Here is a 21,628-nt window from a genome sequence, read left to right on the forward strand (position 1 = left end):
CACGGTCAGCATGAGGAACGCGAAGCAGAAGACCGCCTTGACGGCGATCAGCCACCACGGGTCGCGGCCGAACATCGACAGGTCTTCCTGGGCCAGCGCGCTGCCGGACAGGGCCAGGTGCTGCATCACGCGTCCACCTCCTCTACGGAACCGGAACCGGAAGCCGTACCGGACACCGGACCGGACGTACCGGAAGCCAGACCGGAAGCACCCGGCTCCGGCTCACCGGCCCCGGCCACCGCCGCGACCTTCACCGGCTCCCCGGGCCGCGCCCCCAGGTCGGCGGCCGTCCCGCCGCCCACCGAGTTCAGCGGCAGCCACACCACCCGGTCGGGCATCGGGGTGACCTGAAGCGGCAGCCGTACGGACCCGCCGGGGCCGGTGACCGCCAGCAGGTCGCCGTCCTTGACCCCGGTCTCCTCGGCGGTGGCCGCCGACATTCGGGCGACGGCCGCGTGCCGCGTGCCGGCCAGCGCCTCGTCGCCCTCCTGCATCCGCCCCTGGTCGAGCAGCAGCCGGTGGCCCGCGAGTACGGCCTCGCCGGGCTCGGGACGCGGCAGCGCGCGCCCGGCCTCCAGGGGGTCGGCGGCGTACGTGCCGCCCCACGGCCCCAGCGCGGTCAGCTCCCGCCGCACCGCCCGTACGTCGGGGAGCGCCAGGTGGACGTCCATCGCGTCGGCGAGCATGTGCAGCACCCGGGTGTCCGGCAGCAGATGCCGCCGCGTCATCTGGTCCGGTTTGAGCGCGGCCTCGAACGGCCGGGCGCGCCCTTCCCAGTTGAGGAAGGTGCCGGACTTCTCGACGACCGCCGCGACCGGCAGGACGACGTCCGCCCGTTCCGTCACGGCCGACGGGCGCTGCTCCAGACTCACCAGGAAGTCCACCGCGTCCAGCGCCTCCAGGGCCCGCGCCGGGTCCGGCAGGTCCGCCGGATCGACGCCCGCCACCAGCAGGGCGTTCAGTTCGCCACCGGCCGCGGCGGCCAGGATCTGGCCGGTGTCCCGGCCGTGCCGCTGCGGCAGGCCGGCGACGCCCCAGGCGGCGGCGACCTCCTCGCGGGCGCGCGGGTCGGTCGCCGGGCGCCCGCCCGGCAGCAGTCCCGGCAGCGCGCCTGCCTCGACGGCGCCGCGCTCGCCGGCCCGCCGGGGGATCCACACCAGCCGGGCGCCGGTCGCGGTGGCGGCCCGCATGGCCGCCGTCAGCGCGCCCGGCACCGCGGCCAGCCGCTCGCCGACGACGATCACCGAGCCCGCGCCGCGCAGCGCCTCGGCCGCGCCGCGTCCCGCGCCCTCCAGTCCCACGCCGCCGGCCAGCGCGTCCAGCCACTCCGTCTCCGTGCCGGGCGCGGCGGGCAGCAGCGTGCCGCCCGCCTTGGCCAGGCCGCGTGTCGCGTACGGCGCGAGCCCGAAGGTGCGCTGCCCGTGCTTGCGGTGGGCCTTGCGCAGCCGCAGGAAGACGCCGGGCGCCTCCTCCTCCGCCTCGATTCCGGCGAGGAGGACGACCGGCGCCTTCTCCAGCTCGGCGTACGTGAGGTGCGGTCCCCCGAGGTCGCGGCCCCGCCCGGCGACCCGCGCCGCCAGGAAGTCGGCCTCTTCGGCGCTGTGCGCCCTGGCCCGGAAGTCGATGTCGTTGGTGTCCAGCGCGACCCGCGCGAACTTGGCGTAGGCGTACGCGTCCTCGACGGTCAGCCGGCCGCCGGTGAGCACGCCGGTACGGCCCTTGGCGGCGCCCAGTCCGCGCGCCGCCGCCTCCAGGGCCTCCGGCCAGCTCGCCGTCACCAGTTCACCGGTCGCGGTGTCGCGCACCATCGGGCGCTCCAGCCGGTCGCGCTGCTGCGCGTACCGGAAGCCGAAGCGGCCCTTGTCGCAGATCCACTCCTCGTTGACCTCGGGGTCCTCGGCGGCGAGCCGCCGCATGACCTTGCCGCGCCGGTGGTCCGTGCGGACCGCGCAGCCGCCCGCGCAGTGTTCGCAGACGCCCGGCGAGGACACCAGGTCGAAGGGGCGCGACCGGAAGCGGTAGGCGGCCGAGGTCAGCGCGCCGACCGGGCAGATCTGGATGGTGTTGCCGGAGAAGTACGACTGGAACGGGTCGCCCTCGCCCGTACCGACCTGCTGGAGCGCGCCCCGCTCGATCAGTTCGATCATCGGGTCGCCCGCGACCTGGTTGGAGAAGCGGGTGCAGCGTGCGCACAGCACGCACCGCTCGCGGTCCAGCAGTACCTGTGTGGAGATCGGCACCGGCTTCTCGAAGGTGCGTTTCCTGCCCTCGAACCGGCTGTCCGACTGCCCGGCGGACATCGCCTGGTTCTGCAGGGGGCACTCGCCGCCCTTGTCGCAGACCGGGCAGTCCAGCGGGTGGTTGATCAGCAGCAGTTCCATCACGCCGCGCTGCGCCTTCTCCGCGACGGGCGAGGTGAGCTGCGACTTGACCACCATGCCGTCGGTGCAGGTGATGGTGCAGGAGGCCATCGGCTTGCGCTGGCCCTCCACCTCGACGATGCACTGGCGGCAGGCGCCGGCCGGGTCCAGCAGCGGGTGGTCGCAGAACCGCGGGATCTCGATGCCGAGGAGTTCGGCGGCCCGGATGACCAGCGTCCCCTTGGGGACGGAGATCTCGATGCCGTCGATCGTCAGCGTGACGAGGTCTTCGGGCGGTACGGCCGCCCCGCCGGCCCCGGTGGGGGCGTCGCTCGTGACGGTCATGCGTTCACCCCCAGGTGAGCGTTGGTGTCGGCCCAGGCGGTCGACCTGGCGGGGTCGAAGGGGCAGCCCTTGCCGGTGATGTGCCGCTCGTACTCCGCGCGGAAGTACTTCAGCGAGGAGAAGATCGGGGACGCGGCGCCGTCGCCCAGTGCGCAGAAGGACTTGCCGTTGATGGTGTCGGCGATGTCGTTGAGCTTGTCGAGGTCGCTCATCCGGCCCTTGCCCGCCTCGATGTCCCGCAGCAGCTGCACGAGCCAGTAGGTGCCTTCGCGGCAGGGTGTGCACTTGCCGCAGGACTCGTGCGCGTAGAACTCCGTCCAGCGGGTGACGGCCCGTACGACGCAGGTGGTCTCGTCGAAGCACTGGAGGGCCTTGGTGCCGAGCATCGAGCCGGCCGCGCCGACGCCCTCGTAGTCCAGCGGGACGTCGAGGTGCTCGTCGGTGAACATCGGTGTGGAGGAGCCGCCGGGCGTCCAGAACTTCAGCCGGTGGCCGGGGCGCATCCCGCCGCTCATGTCGAGCAGCTGGCGCAGCGTGATGCCCAGCGGGGCCTCGAACTGGCCGGGGTTGGCGACGTGGCCGCTGAGCGAGTACAGCGTGAAGCCCGGGGACTTCTCGCTGCCCATCGTCCTGAACCAGTCCTTGCCCTTGTTCATGATGGCGGGAACCGACGCGATGGACTCGACGTTGTTCACGACAGTGGGGCAGGCGTACAGGCCCGCCACCGCCGGGAAGGGAGGACGCAGCCGGGGCTGTCCGCGACGGCCCTCCAGGGAGTCCAGCAGCGCGGTCTCCTCGCCGCAGATGTACGCGCCCGCGCCCGCGTGCACGACGACGTCCAGGTCCAGGCCCGAGCCGAGGATGTCGCGGCCGAGGTATCCCGCGTCGTACGCCTCCCGTACGGCCTCGTGCAACCGCCGCAGGACGGGCACGACTTCACCGCGCAGGTAGATGAAGGCGTGGTGCGACCGGATCGCGTGACACGCGATGACAATGCCCTCGATCAAGGAGTGCGGATTGGCGAAGAGCAGCGGGATGTCCTTGCAGGTGCCCGGCTCGGACTCGTCGGCGTTGACGACGAGGTAGTGCGGCTTGCCGTCGCCCTGCGGGATGAACTGCCACTTCATCCCGGTGGGGAAGCCGGCGCCGCCGCGGCCGCGCAGCCCCGCGTCCTTGACGTACGCGATCACGTCGTCCGGCGGCATCGCGAGGGCCTTGCGCAGGCCCGCGTAGCCCTCGTGCCGCAGGTAGGTCTCCAGCGTCCAGGATCCGGGCTGGTCCCAGAAGGCGGACAGCACGGGTGCGAGCAGCTTCTCCGGGTTGGCCTTGCTGACTTCGGCGGCCACGGTCATCACTCCCCCTCCTCGGCGGTCGGTCCGGCGATGTCACCGCGGGGCGAAGCCCCTCCATCCGAGGTGGTGGCGGGAGACGGGTGGGCAGGGTCGGAGGCCGAGGTCTCGCGTGGTGCGTCGTGCGAGCTGGGGTGCGTGGCCGGTGCCTCGCCGGTGGCCCGTCCGGCCGGTTCGCCCTCGGCTTCGGCGGGGTCCGCGCCCCGCTGCGGTACGACGTGGTCGGCGGCGCCCGCGCCCGGTACGGCCTCGCCCTTGGCCAGCCGCAGCCCCACCAGCGAGGCGGGTCCGGCTCCGCCGGTGGCCTCGACCGCGCCCGGCCGCCCGTCCGGGAACCCGGCGAGGATGCGGGCCGTCTCCTTGTACGTGCACATCGGCGCGCCCCGGGTCGGCTCGACGGTCCGCCCCTCCCGCAGGTCGTCCACGAGCCGCTTGGCGCTGTCCGGTGTCTGGTTGTCGAAGAACTCCCAGTTCACCATCACGACGGGCGCGAAGTCGCAGGCCGCGTTGCACTCGATGTGCTCCAGCGTGACCTTGCCGTCCTCGGTCGTCCCGCCGTTGCGGACGCCCAGGTGCTTCTGCAGCGCCTCGAAGATCGCGTCGCCGCCCATCACCGCGCACAGGGTGTTGGTGCAGACCCCCACCTGGTAGTCGCCGCCGGGCCCGCGCCGGTACATGGAGTAGAAGGTGGAGACCGCCGTGACCTCCGCCGACGTCAGGTCGAGCATCTCGGCGCAGAAGCGGACGCCGGTGCGGGTGACGTGCCCTTCCTCCGCCTGGACGAGGTGCAGCAGCGGCAGCAGCGCGGAGCGCGGGCCGGGGTAGCGGGCGATCACCTCCTTGGCGTCCGCTTCGAGCCGGGCCCTGACCTCGGCCGGATAGTCGGGGGCGGGGAGCTGCGGCATCCCCAAACTGACGTCTGTCACCGGTCGACGCCTCCCATCACGGGGTCGATGGACGCGACGGCGACGATGACGTCGGCCACCTGGCCGCCCTCGCACATCGCCGCCATGGCCTGGAGGTTGGTGAAGGACGGGTCGCGGAAGTGCACCCGGTAGGGGCGGGTCCCGCCGTCGCTGACGGCGTGCACACCCAGCTCGCCCTTGGGGGACTCGACGGCCGCGTACGCCTGGCCGGGCGGCACCCGGAAGCCTTCCGTCACCAGCTTGAAGTGGTGGATCAGGGCCTCCATCGAGGTCCCCATGATCTTCTTGATGTGGTCGAGCGAGTTGCCGAGCCCGTCCGGGCCCATGGCCAGCTGCGCGGGCCAGGCGATCTTCTTGTCGGCGACCATCACCGGGCCGGGCGCCAGCCGGTCCAGGCACTGTTCGACGATGCGCAGCGACTGGCGCATCTCCTCCAGGCGGATCAGGAAGCGCCCGTAGGAGTCGCAGGTCTCGGCGGTCGGCACGTCGAAGTCGTAGTGCTCATATCCGCAGTACGGCTGCGTCTTGCGCAGGTCGTGCGGGAGTCCGGCGGAGCGCAGCACCGGCCCGGTGGCGCCGGTGGCCAGGCAGCCGGCGAGGTCGAGGTAGCCGATGTCCTGCATCCGGGCCTTGAAGACCGGGTTGCCGGTGGCGAGCTTGTCGTATTCGGTCAGGTTCTTGCGCATCTTCTTCACGAACTCGCGCACCTGGTCGACCGCGCCGGGCGGCAGGTCCTGGGCGAGGCCGCCGGGCCGGATGTACGCGTGGTTCATCCGCAGGCCGGTGATCAGCTCGTAGATGTCCAGGATCAGTTCCCGGTCCCGGAACCCGTAGATCATGATCGTGGTGGCGCCCAGCTCCATGCCGCCGGTGGCGATGGCCACCAGGTGGGAGGAGAGCCGGTTGAGCTCCATCAGCATCACGCGGATGGCGGACGCCCGTTCCGGCACGTCGTCGGTGATGCCGAGCAGTTTCTCCACGGCCAGGCAGTACGCCGTCTCGTTGAAGAACGGCGTCAGGTAGTCCATCCGGGTCACGAAGGTGGTGCCCTGCGTCCACGTACGGAATTCGAGGTTCTTCTCGATCCCCGTGTGCAGGTAGCCGATGCCGCAGCGGGCCTCGGTGACGGTCTCGCCGTCGATCTCCAGGATCAGCCGCAGCACGCCGTGGGTGGAGGGGTGCTGGGGGCCCATGTTGACGACGATGCGCTCGTCGTCGGTACGGGCCGCGGCGGCCGCGATCTCGTCCCAGTCGCCGCCGGTGACCGTGTAGACGGTGCCCTCGGTGGTCTCCCGAGGGGTCGCATGGCTGGTGGACATCAGGTGTACGACCTCCGCTGGTCGGGAGCCGGGATCTGGGCGCCCTTGTACTCGACGGGAATGCCGCCGAGCGGGTAGTCCTTGCGCTGCGGGAAGCCCTGCCAGTCGTCCGGCATCATGATCCGGGTGAGCGCCGGGTGGCCGTCGAAGATCAGTCCGAAGAAGTCGTACGCCTCGCGCTCGTGCCAGTCGTTGGTCGGGTAGACGCTCACGAGGGACGGCATGTGCGGGTCGGCGTCCGGTGCGGACACCTCCAGGCGGATCAGCCGGTTGTGGGTGATCGAACGCAGGTGGTAGACGGCGTGCAGCTCGCGGCCCTTGTCGTCGGGGAAGTGCACCCCGCTGACGCCGGTGCACAGCTCGAAGCGGAGCGCCGGGTCGTCGCGGAGGGTCTTCGCGACGGTCGGCAGGTACTCCCGCTCGATGTGGAAGGTCAGCTCACCGCGGTCGACGACGGTCTTCTCGATCACGTTCTCGGGGACCAGGCCCTGTTCTTCCAGGGCGCCTTCCAGCTCGTCCGCGACCTCGTCGAACCAGCCGCCGTACGGGCGTGAACCGGCGCCCGGCATCCGTACGGACCGTACGAGCCCGCCGTACCCGGAGGTGTCACCGCCGCCGCTCGCGCCGAACATGCCGCGGCGGGTGCCGATGACCTCGCCGTGGTCGCCGCGCTGGCCGGGGAGGTTCTGCGCGTTCAGGTCCTGGTCGGGGTTGACCCCGTTGGGTCCCTCGGCCGCTCCGGGCCCCCGGGAGCCGTTGACACCGCCAGTGCCGTTGGTGTCACCGTTCCCGCCGGTTCCCCTGGTGCCGTCGCTCACCGCAGCAGCCCCTTCATCTCGATCGTCGGGAGCGCCTTGAGCGCCGCTTCCTCCGCCTCGCGGGCCGCCTGCTGCTGGTTGACCCCCAGCTTGGTGTCCTGGATCTTCTGGTGCAGCTTGAGGATGGCGTCCATCAGCATTTCGGGGCGCGGCGGACAGCCGGGCAGATAGATGTCCACGGGGACGATGTGGTCGACGCCCTGGACGATCGCGTAGTTGTTGAACATCCCGCCCGACGAGGCGCACACGCCCATCGAGATGACCCATTTCGGATTCGGCATCTGGTCGTATACCTGCCGCAGCACGGGCGCCATCTTCTGGCTCACCCGGCCGGCCACGATCATCAGGTCCGCCTGGCGCGGCGACCCGCGGAAGACCTCCATGCCGAAGCGGGCGAGGTCGTAGCGCCCGGCGCCGGTCGTCATCATCTCGATGGCGCAGCAGGCGAGGCCGAAGGTGGCGGGGAAGACCGATGACTTGCGCACCCAGCCCGCGGCCTGTTCGACGGTGGAAAGCAGAAAGCCGCTCGGCAGTTTCTCTTCAAGTCCCATTGATGGCCCCTAGTCCCATTCCAGGCCGCCACGACGCCATACATAGGCGTAGGCGACGAAGACGGTGAGCGCGAAGAGGAGCATCTCCACGAGCCCGAAAAGCCCGAGCGCGTCGAAGGTGACGGCCCAGGGGTAGAGGAAGACGATCTCGATATCGAAAATGATGAAGAGCATCGCCGTGAGGTAGTACTTGATCGGAAATCGACCGCCGCCGGCCGGCTGCGGCGTGGGCTCGATTCCGCATTCGTACGCCTCTAGCTTCGCCCGGTTGTAGCGCTTGGGTCCGACGAGCGTGGCCATCACGACAGAGAAGATCGCAAAGCCTGCCCCGAGGGCTCCCAGTACGAGGATGGGCGCGTAAGCGTTCACCGTCCTCGCTCCCTTCAGTCGACGATGACTGGTTGGCGGTCCGCCCGGTCCCGCTCACCGGCCCCACGAAGATCGCGCCTATGTGAGGCAGTTCACAAGCCCGAGCCGCCTGCATCTTATGCCCGCCGGTCTGTGATCTGCGACACGGGGTACGACAACGCCTTTGTGATCTCCACCACCTGACGGCCGGTCATCTGGTCCGATGAGCGTCGATCTTCGTACGGCAAGCGCGCGGATGATCACTGGAGGTGACATCGGACGGCGTTACGCCTGGTCAGCGTGGGGTTGCCACTATCAAGAGATGGAGGATGCAAGCAAATTGGTGCTGAGCCGATCCAACTGCTAGCGCACGGCGGGCCTCTGGCAAGGGCCGGCCGGGGTCACCTTGCCGCGACCGTCCCGAGGTCGTCGTGACCATCCCGAGACCGTCGTGACCGTCCCGTGATCATCGGTACGTGCTCGCGTTCACGAGCCCATCCGTCACGGCGACATCACGGGAACATAACGGGCACTCACGAGTGACCTATCCCACGCGGCTTGCTGTCTTGAATGCTTGACCTTCGGGAAGCCTTGGCGTGGCGGATCAGTAGGTGATAAGCGCCCCCGGGTCGCGCTTCGGCCCGTAAACGCCATGCGTAAGAACATGATCACGAAATGCGGACCGTCCACCGCGCGGCCGATGACCGGCGAAAAGTCCCTTTTATTCATCGCGTACGCGTCAAGTGTGGTGCACGCCACCTTTGTTGGCAGCAACCTGTGGCTCCTGATAGCCGTGGTGCCATGTCCCCGAACGCAGTCATACCCAGCCACCGGAAGCCCCGCCGTTCCGCGTCCTCGCGGGCACTGCGCGCAGGGGTCACCGGTGGCATCATCACCCTGGCGGTGACCGGCGCGAGCATGCCGGCCGGCGCCGCGGAGAAGCCCGTCTCCGAGACCCAGGAAATGCCGACCATCACCTCGGCACTGGCCACCAGCCTGGCCAAGAGCGCGGACACCGCGCAGCAGATGGCCCTGGACTACGAGCGCCAGGCCGCGCAGGACTCCGCCACCGCCGAGGCCGCCGAGGCCGCCACCAAGGCGAAGGACGAGGCCGACAAGAAGGCCGCCGCCGAGAAGAAGGCCGAAGAGGCCCGCAAGGCCAAGGAGCAGGAGAAGGAGAAGGCCGACCAGCAGCGCGCCTCCCGCTCCTCCGAGCGCACCTCGCTGCGCTCCTTGTCCGCCACGTCCGCCGACTCCCCCGTCAGCAGCGGCGCGACCGGCAGCTCCTCCTCCCTGATCGGCTTCCTCCGCGCCCAGCTCGGCAAGTCCTACGTGCTCGGCGCCTCCGGCCCGTCCGCGTACGACTGCTCCAGCCTGGTCCAGGCGGCCTACCGCACCATCGGCATCGACCTGCCGCGCACCTCGCAGCCGCAGTCGACCGCCGGTTCCCAGGTGGGCCTGGACAACCTCCAGGTCGGCGACATCCTGTACTGGGGCAGCGCGGGCAGCGCGTACCACGTCGGGGTCTACGTCGGTAACGGCAACTTCATCGGTGCGCAGAACTCCAGCACCGGCATCGTGGAGAAGCCGCTGAGCTACAGCCAGCCGACCGGCGCGGTCCGCGTCCTGTAGGACGCCCCCCCACGCACGGCCGAGGGCCGCCGTTCCCACCGCTCGGGAACGGCGGCCCTCGTGCGTTGCACGGGCAAAGTGCCGGTGTGTCCTATCTTGTGACTAATCATCGGATAAGACCGCAGCGCGCATTCGATCAAGCAACGCCCGTTCGGCACAACTACCGTAACGACTCTGTCCCAGTTGTACCTCTCGCCGTACTCATCCCTTCCGTGCCGGATTGCCCGCACCCTTTCCCGTGGCATCGGACGGCGGCCGACGAGAGGAAGCACTTTCTTACATGAGACACCATCGTGCCCATACATTTCGGGCTGTCGCCTGGACGGTGACAGCGACCGCACTTGCCTCCACTCTCAGCCTGGGTCCGGTCCAAGCCGTTGAGCCCGCCTGCCCGCCGGCCGAACCCAAGCAGAAGCCTGCCCATACCTGTCCCGCGCCGTCCGCCAAGAAGCAGGCTGCGAAGAAGACCCCGGCCAAGAAACAGGCCGCCAAGAAGCAGGCCGCGAAGAAGACCCCGGCCAAGAAGACCGCTGCCAAGAAGAAGACTCCGAAGCAGCAGGCGACGCAGCAGCAGGCCGCGAAGAAGCAGGCGGCGCGAAAGCAGGCCGCCAGGAAACAAGCTGCCAGGAAGCAGGCGGCCAGGAAGCAGGCGGCGAAAAAGCTGGCTGCCAGGAAGCAGGCCGCGAAGAAGCAGGCCGCCAGGAAGCAGTCGCCGCAGGCACCGTCCGCGGCCTGCCGCCCGCCCAGGCCCAAGCCGGCGGCCACCTGCCAGTCCGCGCCCAAAAAACCCGCTGCGAAGCATCCCGCTGCCAAAAAGCCCGCGGCGAAGCAGCCTGCTGCCAAGAAGCCCGCCGCCAAGAAGCCGACGGGCCAGCGGCCCCCGGCGAAGCGGCCGCCGACGAAGAAGCCTCCGGCCAAGAAGAGGCAATTGAAGAAGGACCACGGCTGGAGCTGGGAAGGGCTTTACATCGACGCCGCGGACTTGCGGAAGGTCAATGTCTTCCTCGCCCGTGCCAGAAAGGCGGAGCGCACCATCAGCCCCCAGGTGCGCAGCATCGCCCGCCGGACCAACGCCACGGTGGTCGGTTTCAACGACCGGCTGAGGACCCCGGAGGCGGTCAAACGTTCGATCGCCCGCGATATGCAGGACAACCCCACCGAGACGGCGGACGAAGCGCTGGAAAAGATCAACGACTCCGTCCGCTACATCCTCCAATGGCCGGACGCGTCATACGTCAAGGGCGTCAACGACACGACCAAGCTGCTGGGCCAGTGGAAGAACGCGAACCTGCGCTGGTCCAACACCTGGGCACGCGCTCGCGGCTACAAGGGCATCAACACCGCCTGGCGGGCCAACAATTCCGGTCACCCCTACGAGCTCCAGTTCCACACTCCTAAGAGCCGGGCCGCCCAGAACCGCAGCCGGAAGCTGTACGAGGAGGCCCACAGCCCCCGTACGGGCTCCGCGCGCCGGGCCCAGCTACAGGGCCAGATGAACCGGATCTACAACACCGTCCCCTGCCCCGCGGGCTCCCAGCTCCTTAACGGCCCACGCCGCCGCTCCGTAGAACGGCCGACGTGAGCTGAAACTCTGGCGGAAAGGAGAACCCCGCAGGGCCGGCCTCGGTGTTTGCCGATGATGCCTGGGCGGGGTTCATCGGGGACGTAAAGGACGGTGGCCGGACCGGGGGACGTCGTTCGCCGGATCGCGGGTTTCCACGACCCGGCGAGCGACGTCACGGTGTGCCCCGAGACCCCTTAAAGAACTGGGGAAAGAACTAACCAACCTCCCCCCCTGCCCCCCGATTTCGTCCGTCACCTGATCAGGTGACGGGCTCGCAATTCGGGGCCGGGAGGCTGTACGTTCACGCCACAAACCAAAAATGAACGGCCCCCGACGGGACTGCCATCCCATATGCCGAGGGCCTGATCAAGAGGAAGAAGCGTGCTTCCCCATGAACCGTCGCGAGTCTAACGCGCGGGCCTGTGCCGCCGCTGCCGCATCACCCTCCGGTGTGTTCCACGTACGGCACCGCCACGACACCGAGTTCACGGTCGTCGGCAATCACCTCGCCCTCCACCCGGGGATCTCCGCCGCCGCCCTCGGCTACGCCGTACGGATCCAGGCCATGCCCGACGGCGCCTCCGTCAGCATCCGGACGCTCGCCGACCGGTTCGTGGAGACGGAGTACCGGATCGCGCAGGCGCTGAACGAGCTGGAGGCGGCGGGCTACCTGGTACGGCAGCGGGAACGCACTCCGGAGCAGCGGATCGTCACCCGCACCACGTACTACGAGCACCCGGACGACCGGCTGCTCCCGACGCCTCCCGAACCGCCGTCGCCGCCGCCCGCCTCCCCACCGCCGCCTGCGGACACCCCCGAGCCCCCACAGACGGCGGAACGGGAGCAGGCGCCCGCAGCGCCCGACGCGCCCGATGCACCCGCACCGCCCGATGCACCCGATGCACCTGGTGCGCCCGATGCGCCCGATGCACCTGCGGTGTCTGCCGCACCTGCCGTATCTGTCGCACCTGCCGTAGCTGCCGTATACGTCCTGCCGGTCGCTCCCTCGGATCCCCCCGAGCCCGACGAGCCCCCGCCGCCGCCCTCTGCCCCGGCGGCGGCCCCGATCCCGGCGGCAGCGACAACGGCAACGACAGCGACAGCGACAGCGACAGCGGCAACGGCAGCGGCAACGGCAGCCCCAGCGGCAGCATCGGCTCCTCCCCCGCCCTCCACCTTCATCCCCACCCCGGTCACCGACCTCCTCTCCGGGCTGCGGCTCACCGACGCGCGCCTGACGCTCTCCGTACGCGATGTGATCCGCCTGACCCCGGCCGTATCGGTCTGGCTCGACCGGGGCGTGCCCCCGGCGCACATCGTCCGTACGCTCACCTCGATGCTCCCCGCCGGCACGATCTTCCGCCCGGCCGCGATCCTGGAGTACCGCCTCACCGAGTGGCTGCCGCCGCCGCTGCCCCTCCGGCCCGCCGAGGAGCCGAGGCGCGTGCGCGACACCACCCAGGAGTGCCGGTTCTGCGGCGACCCCTTCGAATCCCAGGCCCCGCCGCCGACCTCGTCGCCGCCGACCTCGTCACCGTCCTCGGCGACGCCCTCACCCCCGGCCCCGGCCCGTTGCCCCCGATGCCGTACGGCCGAGGCGTGGACCGAGGCGGCGCCCCGGCCGGCCTCGCTGCGCAACCTCCACGCTCCCACCCACCTCAGGACCGGAGCAGCCGCTTCTGGACGGACTCCAGCGGCCCGTGCTCGAAGCGCCGCAGCCACAGCTGTGCCCCGGTGAACAGCACCGCGCACACCACCGCCCACAGGCCCATCACCCACCACGGGCCCTGGTCCGCCCACCGAGCGGCCAGGCCGAGGCCGATGCCGTAACAGGCCAGTACGCACAGCGCGTTCTGGAGGACGTAGCAGGACAGTGCCGTACGGCCGATGGCGGTGAGACCGGCGGTCAGCGGGCCGGGACGGCGTACGCGGTCGACGATCAGGCCGATGAGGCCGATGTAGCCGACGGCGACCACCGGGGCCGCTCCGTACCGGGCCACCAGGGCCAGGTCCGAACTCAGCGCCACGGCAGCGATGTTGAGCGGCACGCCGACGCCCAGGCCCCAGCCGCACATGCGTCGGCGCAGGCGCTGCCCGTTCGCGTCGGGGCGGAAGGCGCCCGCACGGAAGAGCCGTACGCCGAGATGGAAGAGGAAGACGAGCAACGCGAAGGAGATGACGGGTTCCAGACGCAGCGCAATCGCGTTCTGCAGGCGGAAGGAGATCTGGTCCAGGTAGCTCCCGTCGGCGTACAGAACGACAACTCGCCTCGCAGCCCCGCCGTTTCCCTCCCCGCCGCCGGCCCCGGTGCCGGAACCGGAGCCGACCCCGGTCGCGACCGCCGTCAGCAGCCCCAGCACCACCACGTGTACCCCGGCCGCCACCCACATCAGCACCCGCTGCGTGCGCACGGAACGCGTCAGCTGCCAGGCCACCAGGAGGGCGACGACCGCGTACCCCATCAGCACGTCCCACGCGAAGACGAGGACAAAGTGCAGGGTGCCCTCGGCGAAGAGGAACAAGGCGCGCCACTTGTACCGGCCGGGCCACCGGCGGCCGTGCTTCGCGGCGGACCGGAACTGGATGGCCAGTCCGACACCGAAGAGAATCGTCAGCATCGAGAGGAACTTGCCGTCCGCGAGGAACCGGAAGACCGCCTCCGCGGACCCGGCCCACGACGAGCCGAACGACGACGCGGCGGCGCCCCCGCTCAGCACGCCCCACTCCGCGCCCGGCGCCGCGAAGATCCAGACGTTGGTCGTCAGCGTGCCCAGGATCGCCACCCCGCGCAGCACATCCAGCAACGGCAGCCGCCCCGCACCCGCCACACCGACCGGACGCGCCGAACTCGCCGCACCCGCCGGATGCGTTGAACTCGCCGCACCCGCCGCATGCGTAGAACTCGCCGGACGCGCCGGGCTCGCCGCTCCAGCCACCCCCGCCGAACCCGCCGAACCTGCCGAACCCGCCGCGGTCCCCACCGTCTCGCCCACTCCGCCGCCCCCCGATGCTCGCTTTCCCACCATCGTCGGGGCGGCCGGCTTCCGATTCTTCGTCCGCGGCGACGAGAAGCCACTACATCGTTCGATGCAGCGGAAGCCGGAAGCCGGAAGCCGGGCGCGGTGGGCCCTACGCCTTCGGCGCCACCTTGCTCAGTCCGTTGATGATGCGGTCCATCGCGTCGCCGCCCGTGGGGTCGGTGAGGTTGGCGAGCATCTTGAGGGTGAAGCGCATCAGCAGGGGGTGGGTGAGGCCGCGCTGGGCGGCGATCTGCATGACCTTCGGGTTGCCGATGAGCTTCACGAAGGCGCGGCCGAGCGAGTAGTAGCCGCCGTAGGTGTCCTTGAGGATCTTCGGGTAGCGCTGGAGGGCCAGCTCGCGCTGGGCGTACGTGGCACGGGCCTGGGCCTGGAGGATGACCTCGGCGGCGATGGAGCCGGACTCCATGGCGTACGCGATGCCCTCGCCGTTGAAGGGGTTGACCAGGCCGCCCGCGTCACCGACGAGCAGCAGGCCCTTCGTGTAGTGCGGCTGGCGGTTGAAGGCCATGGGGAGCGCGGCGCCGCGGATCGGGCCGGTCATGTTCTCCGGGGTGTAGCCCCAGTCGGCGGGCATGGACGCGCACCACGCCTTGAGGATCTCGCGCCAGTCCAGTTCCTTGAAGGAGGCGGAGGTGTTGAGGACGCCGAGGCCGACGTTGCTCGTCCCGTCGCCCATGCCGAAGATCCAGCCGTAGCCGGGCAGCAGGCGGTCCTGGGCGCCGCGGCGGTCCCACAGCTCCAGCCAGGATTCGAGGTAGTCGTCGTCGTGGCGCGGCGAGGTGAAGTACGTACGGACCGCGACGCCCATCGGGCGGTCTTCGCGGCGGTGCAGGCCCATCGCCAGGGAGAGCCGGGTGGAGTTGCCGTCCGCGGCGACCACGATCGGGGCGGAGAAGGTGACCGGCGTCTTCTCCTCGCCCAGCTTGGCCTGGACGCCCTCGATACGGCCGGTCAGCTCGTTTATCACCGGGGCGCCGACATTGCAGCGCTCGTACAGGCGCGCGCCGGCCTTCTGCGCCTGGCGCGCCAGTTGCTCGTCGAAGTCGTCGCGCTTGCGGACCAGGCCGTAGTCCGGGTACGAGGCGAGGTCCGGCCAGTCGAGCTGGAGGCGGTTGCCGCCGCCGATGATGCGCAGACCCTTGTTGCGCAGCCAGCCCGCCTCTTCGGAGATGTCGATCCCCATGGAGATCAGCTGCTTGGTGGCGCGGGGCGTGAGCCCGTCGCCGCAAACCTTCTCGCGCGGGAAGGCGGTCTTCTCCAGGAGGAGGACCTCCAGGCCGGACTTGGCGAGGTGGTACGCGGTCGCCGAGCCGGCGGGACCGGCCCCGACGACGATGACGTCCGCACAGTGCTCGGAGCGGGGGGTGGTCGCGGACTCGCTCACGGACTCGGTCGCGGACTCGGTCACGGCGGGATCTCCCGGAAGTCGATATCTGGGTGCCGACCGGCACTGGGCCCCTGCAGTCTATGGGGGCGTAGGTGATCAGGATCTGAAGGGTTGGTTGGTCCATGCACGAGCCACTGCAGCCGCCGCAGTCGTCGCCCGGACGGCTCTCACAGCCGTCGCAGGAACGGTTCTCCTCGTCGTCGCCGGAACGGTTCTCCCCACCGTCGCCGGAACGGCCCTCGCAGCCGCCGTCCGCGCCGGGTTTCACGCTCCGGGTTCCGGTCGAGGAGGACGCCTGGCACTGGCACCGGGTGTTCGACCACCCGGAGGTGATGGAGTTCCACGGTGGCGCTTCCTCCGAACTGTCCGTCTACCAGGAACTGACCGCCCGGCAGCGCAGACACCACGCCGAGCACGGGTTCTGCATGTACTCGATGGTCGGCACGGAAGCGGAGGAGGCCGGTGCCGTCCTGGGATTCACGGGCGCACAGCCCTGGCCGCACGACGACTGGGGGCCGGTGGGCGAGATCGAGATCGGCTGGCGCCTCGGCCGGGCCCACTGGGGCAAGGGGTACGCGACGCAGGCCGCACAGGCCGCGCTGGAAGCGGTGCGGGCCGCGGGGGTACGGAGCGTGGTCGCGATGGTGGCGGCCGGGAACGAGCGGTCCATCGCGGTGACGCGGCGGCTCGGCATGCGGCACGCGGAGACGTTCCGCGGCCCGGTGTCCGGGCGGGAGGGGTACTGCTTCCGGCTGGAGCTGTGAGGGAGGGATAGGGGGCGGGGCAGGGGCAGGGGGCGGCAGCAGGCGAGGGGCCGGGCACGGCACGGAACCGCCGCGGCCCCCTCCCCGTCACGCACCCGGCATGCTCCCGTCACGCACCCGGCTTCGTCTCACGCGCCCGGCCTCATGCCGTCACGCACCCGGCTTCGTGCCCCGGTGCAGGGCGACCACGCCGCCGGTGAGGTTGCGCCAGGCCACCTTCGACCAGCCTGCGCCCTGGAGGCGGGCCGCCAGTTCCGGCTGGTTGGGCCAGGAGCGGATGGACTCGGCGAGGTACACGTACGCGTCCGGGTTGCTGCTCACCGCGCGCGCCACGGGCGGCAGCGCCCGCATCAGGTACTCGGTGTAGACCGTACGGAACGGGCCCCACGTCGGCTCGCTGAACTCGCAGATGACGACCCGGCCGCCGGGCTTGGTGACCCGGTACAGCTCACTCAGGGCGGCATCCGTGTCCTGTACGTTGCGCAGCCCGAAGGAGATGGTGACGGCGTCGAACACGTCGTCGGCGAAGGGGAGTCGCATCCCGTCACCGGCCACGAACGGCATCCACGGGCGGCGCTTCTTGCCCTCGCCCAGCATGCCGACGGAGAAGTCGCAGGGGACGACGTACGCGCCGGTGCGGGTGAAGGGCAGCGACGAGGTGCCCGTACCGGCGGCGAGGTCGAGCACGCGCTCGGCGGGGCGCGCCGCGACGGCCCGCTCCACCTCCTTGCGCCACAGCCGCGCCTGTCCGAGGGACAGCACGTCGTTGGTCAGGTCGTAGCGCGCCGCCACGTCGTCGAACATCGCGGCGACGTCCCGCGGCTGCTTGTCCAGAGAGGCTCGGGTCACCGGGCCATTGTCCCTTACGGCTCCGGAAGGTGTTGGACGGGGACGGCCCGATGCCCCCCTCAGAACATCCGGGCGGTCCCGCGGTGCTGCGTCTCGTGCGAAGCATCGTGAGCGGCCGAATCGGCCGTCCCCGCGAGAAAGATCTTGCCGGGCGGTGGGATGGATTCCGGTTGCGTTGACGGGGTCCTGACGAGGGGGCATGGCCTCTTGACGGGTCTCGTACGCGCTCAGCGCCGGACGAACCCCGTCAGATCGAAGCTCACCGGGAACGGGTGCTCCGTCTCCAGCTTCTCGCGATGCAGGGGGTGCTCCGGTGCCGGGATGTAGACGCCCATCTCCCGGTGGAGCCAGAACTCGTGCACCTCGGGGACGTTGTCCGGACCGTGCTCGACCCGCCAGAAGTACGGGACCCCCGCGGCCGCGAACATCGCCGGTTTGCGCACCCGGTCGTCCTGCTGCGACCCGGCGGACACCACTTCGACGACGAGGACGACCCACTGGACGGGCACGCTCTCCAGATCCCAGAGGTCCTGCCCCTGGCCGTCGAAGACGATGACGTCTGACTTGGGGGTGTTGCGTCCGTCGATCCGGACGCTCTGTTCGGACAAGACCTCGTATGGATCGCGCTGCGCGTCTTCGAGGGACCGCAGGAGACGATCCCGCACCCGGTTGTGCGACGGAACGGTCTGTCCCCGCGCCACGATCAATCCGTCCACAAGTTCCCAGTCGAAGGGAAGGTCCAGGTCCTTGACCTGTTCATGCGTCCAGCCGTCGGCGGGCGGGAACATCCAGGTCTCAGGAGTGGCTTTCGCCGCCGGCCGGTCAGCGCTCATCACTGCTCCCATGGACGCGAGTGTGGACGCGAGTGCGGATCGCGGTCCTGAATACGACAGTACCGTCACACGAAGTGACGGGGGCGCTTCTCGGCGTTGACGCCTCAGCGTCCCCGGTACACCAGCCGCCCGCCCAGCACCGTCACCAGGCACCCGCCGTCCTCCGCGAAGACCGCGAAGTCGGCGGGGGCGCCGGGGGCCAGGGGGTGCGGGGCGGGGCGGTCGGGCAGGCCGGAGCGGGCGACGGCGGTGCGGACGGCGGGGCGGGTGAAGGGGCCGGAGAGCGACGTCGTGCCGGTGGCCAGCAGGCGCTGGATGCCGCGGCGGGCGCTCGCGCCCCAGCGGGTGTCGGTCATGCCGAGGGCGGTGAGCGCGTCGCCGGTGAGCGGGTCGGTGCCCAGGTCGTCGGCCTCGCGCGGGTCGGGGTGGTAGGCGGATTCGAGCAGCGCCGCGCCGTCGGGTTCGTGGCGGCCGGGGGTCAGGACGCCGTCCCACTCCCGTACGCGGGCGCGCTCGCCGTACCGCCCGTACAGCTCCTCGTACGGGCCGATGGCCTCGATGCGGTCGCCTGAGACGACGACCGCGTGCCCGGCCTCCGGGGCGGTGTCCGAGGCGTCGTCCGACGCGGCGATCGGGGTGGCGTCCGGGGCGGCGTCCGGGGCACGGCGGACACCGTGCACCCGGTGGATCGTCAGCACGAGGGGGTCACCCGCGGGTCCCGGCCGGCACTCAGTTGGCGTCGACGAGCTTCAGCTCGGGGTGCGCCGTGCCGCCCTCGATGGCGGTGGAGGAGATGTGCGAGGCGACGCGCTCGTCGACCGGGTCGTTGGCCGGGTCGTCGTGCACGACCAGGTGCTCGTACGTCGTCGCGCGCTGCGCCGGGACGCGGCCCGACTTGCGGATCAGGTCGATGATCTCCTGGCGGTTGGAGCGGTGCTTGGCACCGGCGGAGGAGACCACGTTCTCCTCCAGCATGATCGAACCGAGGTCGTCGGCGCCGTAGTGCAGGGAGAGCTGGCCGATCTCCTTGCCGGTGGTCAGCCAGGAGCCCTGGATGTGGGCGACGTTGTCGAGGAAGATCCGGGCGATGGCGATCATGCGCAGGTACTCGAAGATCGTCGCCTGGGTACGGCCCTTGAGGTGGTTGTTCTCGGGCTGGTAGGTGTACGGGATGAAGGCGCGGAAGCCGCCCGTACGGTCCTGGACGTCACGGATCATGCTCAGGTGCTCGATGCGCTCGGCGTTGGTCTCGCCGGTGCCCATGAGCATCGTGGAGGTGGACTCGACGCCCAGGCCGTGGGCGGTCTCCATGATCTCCAGCCAGCGCTCGCCGGACTCCTTCAGCGGGGCGATGGCCTTGCGCGGGCGCTCCGGCAGCAGCTCGGCACCGGCACCGGCGAAGGAGTCCAGGCCCGCGGCGTGGATACGGCGGATGGCGTCCTCGACGGAGGTCTTGGAGATCCGGGCCATGTGCTCGACCTCGGAGGCGCCGAGGGAGTGGATGACCAGCTGCGGGAACGCCTTCTTGATGGCGGAGAAGTGCTCTTCGTAGTACTCGACGCCGTAGTCCGGGTGGTGGCCGCCCTGGAACATGATCTGGGTGCCGCCCAGCTCGACGGTCTCGGCGCAGCGGCGCAGGATGTCGTCGAGGTCGCGGGACCAGCCCTTGGCGGTGTCCTTGGGCGCGGCGTAGAAGGCGCAGAACTTGCAGGCCGTCACGCACACGTTGGTGTAGTTGATGTTGCGCTCGATGATGTACGTGGCGATGTGCTCCGTACCCGCGTAACGGCGGCGGCGCACGGCGTCGGCGGCGGCACCCAGCGCGTGCAGCGGCGCGGAACGGTACAGGTCGAGCGCTTCTTCGGGCGTGATCCGCCCGCCCGCCGCGGCGCGGTCGAGTACGGACTGGAGGTCGGCGTTCTCGGTCACCGGGCGTCCCTTCGGAGGCGGGCATATCGACCGAACCAGCGTACGCCAGCGGTACGACAGCCCTGGCGGCGGCCGGGGTGGCGGCCGGGATGGCGGGCGCCGCCGGGCCTGCCCCGGCCTCCTGGTGAGCGGCCCGGCCGGTCAGCCGCCGGCCTTCTTCATGGAGGCGCGGGGCCGCCCGCCCCCAGCGGCTCCATGGCTTCGCCTCCCCCTGCCGGCCCGATCACTGCCCAGCCTATGACCCAGGTCATGCCCGGTCCGGTGAACCCGTACAGCGGCTTTCGCCATCAAAGAGATGGAACGCAAGCAACCGTCCGACTTGTCCTGCGGGGCAGCGCACCATCCGGAGGCCTTCGTGCAGCACCATTCCGGGGAGCAGCCCCCGCACGGCCCCGGGGGCCGGTCTTCCTACGGGCCCGACGGCGGACCCGCATACGGACCCGCGTACGGACCCGACGGCGGACCCGCGTACGGCCCTGCCCGTGAGCACCGCGCCCCGCGCCGCCGTGCGGGGCGGCGTAAGCGGCTCTGGCTGCTCGGCGCGGCCGTCGCCGTACTCGGGCTGGCCGCCGTACCCGTACTGAACGCCTTCGACGTCTTCTCCGACAACGGCGAGCCGATGACCTTCGGCCGGCCCGGTCCGGACGGCGGCGGCACGGGCGGGTCCGGCGGTGCGGGCGGGGCGTCCGGCACCGCCGATCCGAAGGTCCGGATGCCCACCGGCCCGCAGGCGCAGTTCACGACGGCGAACACGCTGGACGACGGCACCAAGATCGGCGTGACCACGCTGCACGGGAAGAAGTCCGGCTTCACGGGCAAGGTCTGGGTCTGGGCGCCCAAGGAGTACTACGAGGACAAGTACGCCAAAAGCGCGTTCCCGGTGCTCATCGCCCTGCCCGGCGGCCCCGGCTACCCGGTCAACTACTGGATGGGTACCGACCTGAAGCTGCAGAGCAGCATCAGCGAGTGGTCGCAGTCGGGCAAGAGCAAGCCCTTCATCGTCGTCATGCCGGTCCTGAACGCGGACGACAAGCACTACTACGACGGCAGCGACATCCCGGGGCAGCCGAAGATGGGCACCTGGATGTCCGACGACGTCCCCGACCTGGTCAAGGCCAATTTCCGGACCTTCGCGTCGCGGGACGGCTGGGCCTTCATGGGCTCCTCCTCGGGCGCCTACGTGGGCCTCAAGCAGGTGCTCCAGCACCCCGACCGGTTCAAGGCCGTGATCGCGAGCGGCCCCGACACCCGGCCGGACTCACCGCTGTGGCGCGGCCACACGAAGGAGCAGCGGGCCAACGATCCGGAGCAGCTGGCCAAGGACCTGCTCGCCCGGCCCGGGGCCCCGGACGTGCACATCGCCTTCCAGATCGGCACCAAGGAGGGCGGGCGGGCCAAGCTGGAATCTTTCATGAAGAAATACGGCAAGGGGCCGATCAAGACCCGCCTTCAAGTGATCGAAGGCGGTGGGCACAACGCCCGGGGGTACATCCGCGGCATGAATGACGGATCCATGGAATGGATCAGCAAGGTGATGCCGGGCCCGACACCCGCACCCTGACGCGCGCCCCGGCCGGGCATTCCGCACACCGTCCGTACATCTTCCGCGCGCG

At 70.5% G+C, this 21,628-nt stretch carries 19 protein-coding genes; 5 read left to right on the forward strand and 14 right to left on the reverse strand.

Going from position 1 to position 21,628, the window contains the following annotated elements; all coding sequences use genetic code 11:
* From A6A06_RS43425 to A6A06_RS40155, 8 genes are all read right to left on the reverse strand, one after another.
* A partial coding sequence (locus tag A6A06_RS43425; RefSeq protein ID WP_242441196.1) for a hypothetical protein occupies positions 1–126 on the reverse strand: 126 nt, incomplete at its 3' end.
* On the reverse strand, positions 126–2,705 hold the full coding sequence (locus A6A06_RS40125; protein ID WP_079194673.1) for an NADH-quinone oxidoreductase subunit G: 2,580 nt from the start codon (positions 2,703–2,705) through the stop codon (positions 126–128). The genes A6A06_RS43425 and A6A06_RS40125, both read right to left, overlap by 1 nt.
* The gene (nuoF, locus tag A6A06_RS40130) at positions 2,702–4,060 is read right to left on the reverse strand and encodes an NADH-quinone oxidoreductase subunit NuoF (protein WP_199931440.1); all 1,359 of its coding nucleotides are present in this window, start codon (positions 4,058–4,060) and stop codon (positions 2,702–2,704) included. The genes A6A06_RS40125 and nuoF overlap by 4 nt, the downstream gene beginning before the upstream one ends.
* Positions 4,057–4,980: an NADH-quinone oxidoreductase subunit NuoE gene (gene nuoE, locus A6A06_RS40135; RefSeq protein WP_073769088.1), complete on the reverse strand. Its 924-nt coding sequence runs from the start codon at positions 4,978–4,980 to the stop codon at positions 4,057–4,059. The genes nuoF and nuoE overlap by 4 nt, the downstream gene beginning before the upstream one ends.
* Positions 4,977–6,299, reverse strand: a complete 1,323-nt coding sequence (locus tag A6A06_RS40140; protein ID WP_073769090.1) for an NADH-quinone oxidoreductase subunit D — start codon at positions 6,297–6,299, stop codon at positions 4,977–4,979. Before A6A06_RS40140 ends, nuoE begins: the two co-directional genes overlap by 4 nt.
* Positions 6,299–6,997 (reverse strand): NADH-quinone oxidoreductase subunit C, encoded by a 699-nt coding sequence (locus tag A6A06_RS40145; protein WP_079194686.1) that lies wholly within the window; start codon positions 6,995–6,997, stop codon positions 6,299–6,301. The genes A6A06_RS40140 and A6A06_RS40145 overlap by 1 nt, the downstream gene beginning before the upstream one ends.
* A 116-nt stretch (positions 6,998–7,113) precedes the next feature.
* Positions 7,114–7,668 (reverse strand): NuoB/complex I 20 kDa subunit family protein, encoded by a 555-nt coding sequence (locus tag A6A06_RS40150; RefSeq protein ID WP_073769094.1) that lies wholly within the window; start codon positions 7,666–7,668, stop codon positions 7,114–7,116.
* Between the two features lie 9 nt (positions 7,669–7,677).
* Positions 7,678–8,037 (reverse strand): NADH-quinone oxidoreductase subunit A, encoded by a 360-nt coding sequence (locus A6A06_RS40155; RefSeq protein WP_030022241.1) that lies wholly within the window; start codon positions 8,035–8,037, stop codon positions 7,678–7,680.
* 780 nt (positions 8,038–8,817) lie between these two features.
* On the opposite strand from A6A06_RS40155, the gene A6A06_RS40160 reads away from it, so the two are divergent.
* From A6A06_RS40160 to A6A06_RS42455, 3 genes are all read left to right on the forward strand, one after another.
* The gene (locus A6A06_RS40160) at positions 8,818–9,648 is read left to right on the forward strand and encodes a C40 family peptidase (protein ID WP_073769096.1); all 831 of its coding nucleotides are present in this window, start codon (positions 8,818–8,820) and stop codon (positions 9,646–9,648) included.
* Between the two features lie 325 nt (positions 9,649–9,973).
* Positions 9,974–11,230, forward strand: coding sequence for a histone H1-like repetitive region-containing protein (locus A6A06_RS42450; RefSeq protein ID WP_073769098.1), 1,257 nt, complete (start codon positions 9,974–9,976; stop codon positions 11,228–11,230).
* 373 nt (positions 11,231–11,603) lie between these two features.
* Positions 11,604–12,950, forward strand: a complete 1,347-nt coding sequence (locus A6A06_RS42455; RefSeq protein ID WP_199931442.1) for a hypothetical protein — start codon at positions 11,604–11,606, stop codon at positions 12,948–12,950.
* Here the strand turns inward: A6A06_RS42455 and A6A06_RS40175 are convergent.
* On the reverse strand, positions 12,871–14,040 hold the full coding sequence (locus A6A06_RS40175) for a DUF418 domain-containing protein (protein ID WP_073769102.1): 1,170 nt from the start codon (positions 14,038–14,040) through the stop codon (positions 12,871–12,873). The genes A6A06_RS42455 and A6A06_RS40175 overlap by 80 nt on opposite strands.
* A 301-nt stretch (positions 14,041–14,341) precedes the next feature.
* Positions 14,342–15,661 carry a geranylgeranyl reductase family protein gene (locus tag A6A06_RS40185; RefSeq protein WP_073769106.1) on the reverse strand — a complete coding sequence of 440 codons (1,320 nt, stop codon included), beginning with the start codon at positions 15,659–15,661 and terminating at the stop codon, positions 14,342–14,344.
* Between the two features lie 101 nt (positions 15,662–15,762).
* Between A6A06_RS40185 and A6A06_RS40190 the strand changes: the two genes are divergently transcribed.
* Positions 15,763–16,404, forward strand: a complete 642-nt coding sequence (locus tag A6A06_RS40190) for a GNAT family N-acetyltransferase (protein WP_079194675.1) — start codon at positions 15,763–15,765, stop codon at positions 16,402–16,404.
* A 150-nt stretch (positions 16,405–16,554) separates the two neighbouring features.
* Here the strand turns inward: A6A06_RS40190 and A6A06_RS40195 are convergent, their stop codons facing one another.
* From A6A06_RS40195 to mqnC, 4 genes are all read right to left on the reverse strand, one after another.
* Positions 16,555–17,253: a demethylmenaquinone methyltransferase gene (locus A6A06_RS40195; protein WP_073769108.1), complete on the reverse strand. Its 699-nt coding sequence runs from the start codon at positions 17,251–17,253 to the stop codon at positions 16,555–16,557.
* Between the two features lie 227 nt (positions 17,254–17,480).
* The gene (locus tag A6A06_RS40200; protein WP_073769109.1) at positions 17,481–18,086 is read right to left on the reverse strand and encodes a Uma2 family endonuclease; all 606 of its coding nucleotides are present in this window, start codon (positions 18,084–18,086) and stop codon (positions 17,481–17,483) included.
* Between the two features lie 104 nt (positions 18,087–18,190).
* Entirely contained in the window at positions 18,191–18,784 is a 594-nt protein-coding gene (locus A6A06_RS40205; RefSeq protein WP_199931443.1) for a hypothetical protein, read from the reverse strand.
* 31 nt (positions 18,785–18,815) lie between these two features.
* Complete coding sequence (mqnC, locus tag A6A06_RS40210; RefSeq protein WP_073769111.1) at positions 18,816–20,015, reverse strand: cyclic dehypoxanthinyl futalosine synthase; 1,200 nt, start codon at positions 20,013–20,015, stop codon at positions 18,816–18,818.
* 355 nt (positions 20,016–20,370) lie between these two features.
* Between mqnC and A6A06_RS40215 the strand changes: the two genes are divergently transcribed.
* Positions 20,371–21,576: an alpha/beta hydrolase gene (locus A6A06_RS40215; RefSeq protein WP_079194687.1), complete on the forward strand. Its 1,206-nt coding sequence runs from the start codon at positions 20,371–20,373 to the stop codon at positions 21,574–21,576.
* Positions 21,577–21,628: the final 52 nt, after the last annotated feature.

Source organism: Streptomyces sp. CB02923 (assembly GCF_001905005.1).
Taxonomy (GTDB): Bacteria; Actinomycetota; Actinomycetes; order Streptomycetales; family Streptomycetaceae; genus Streptomyces.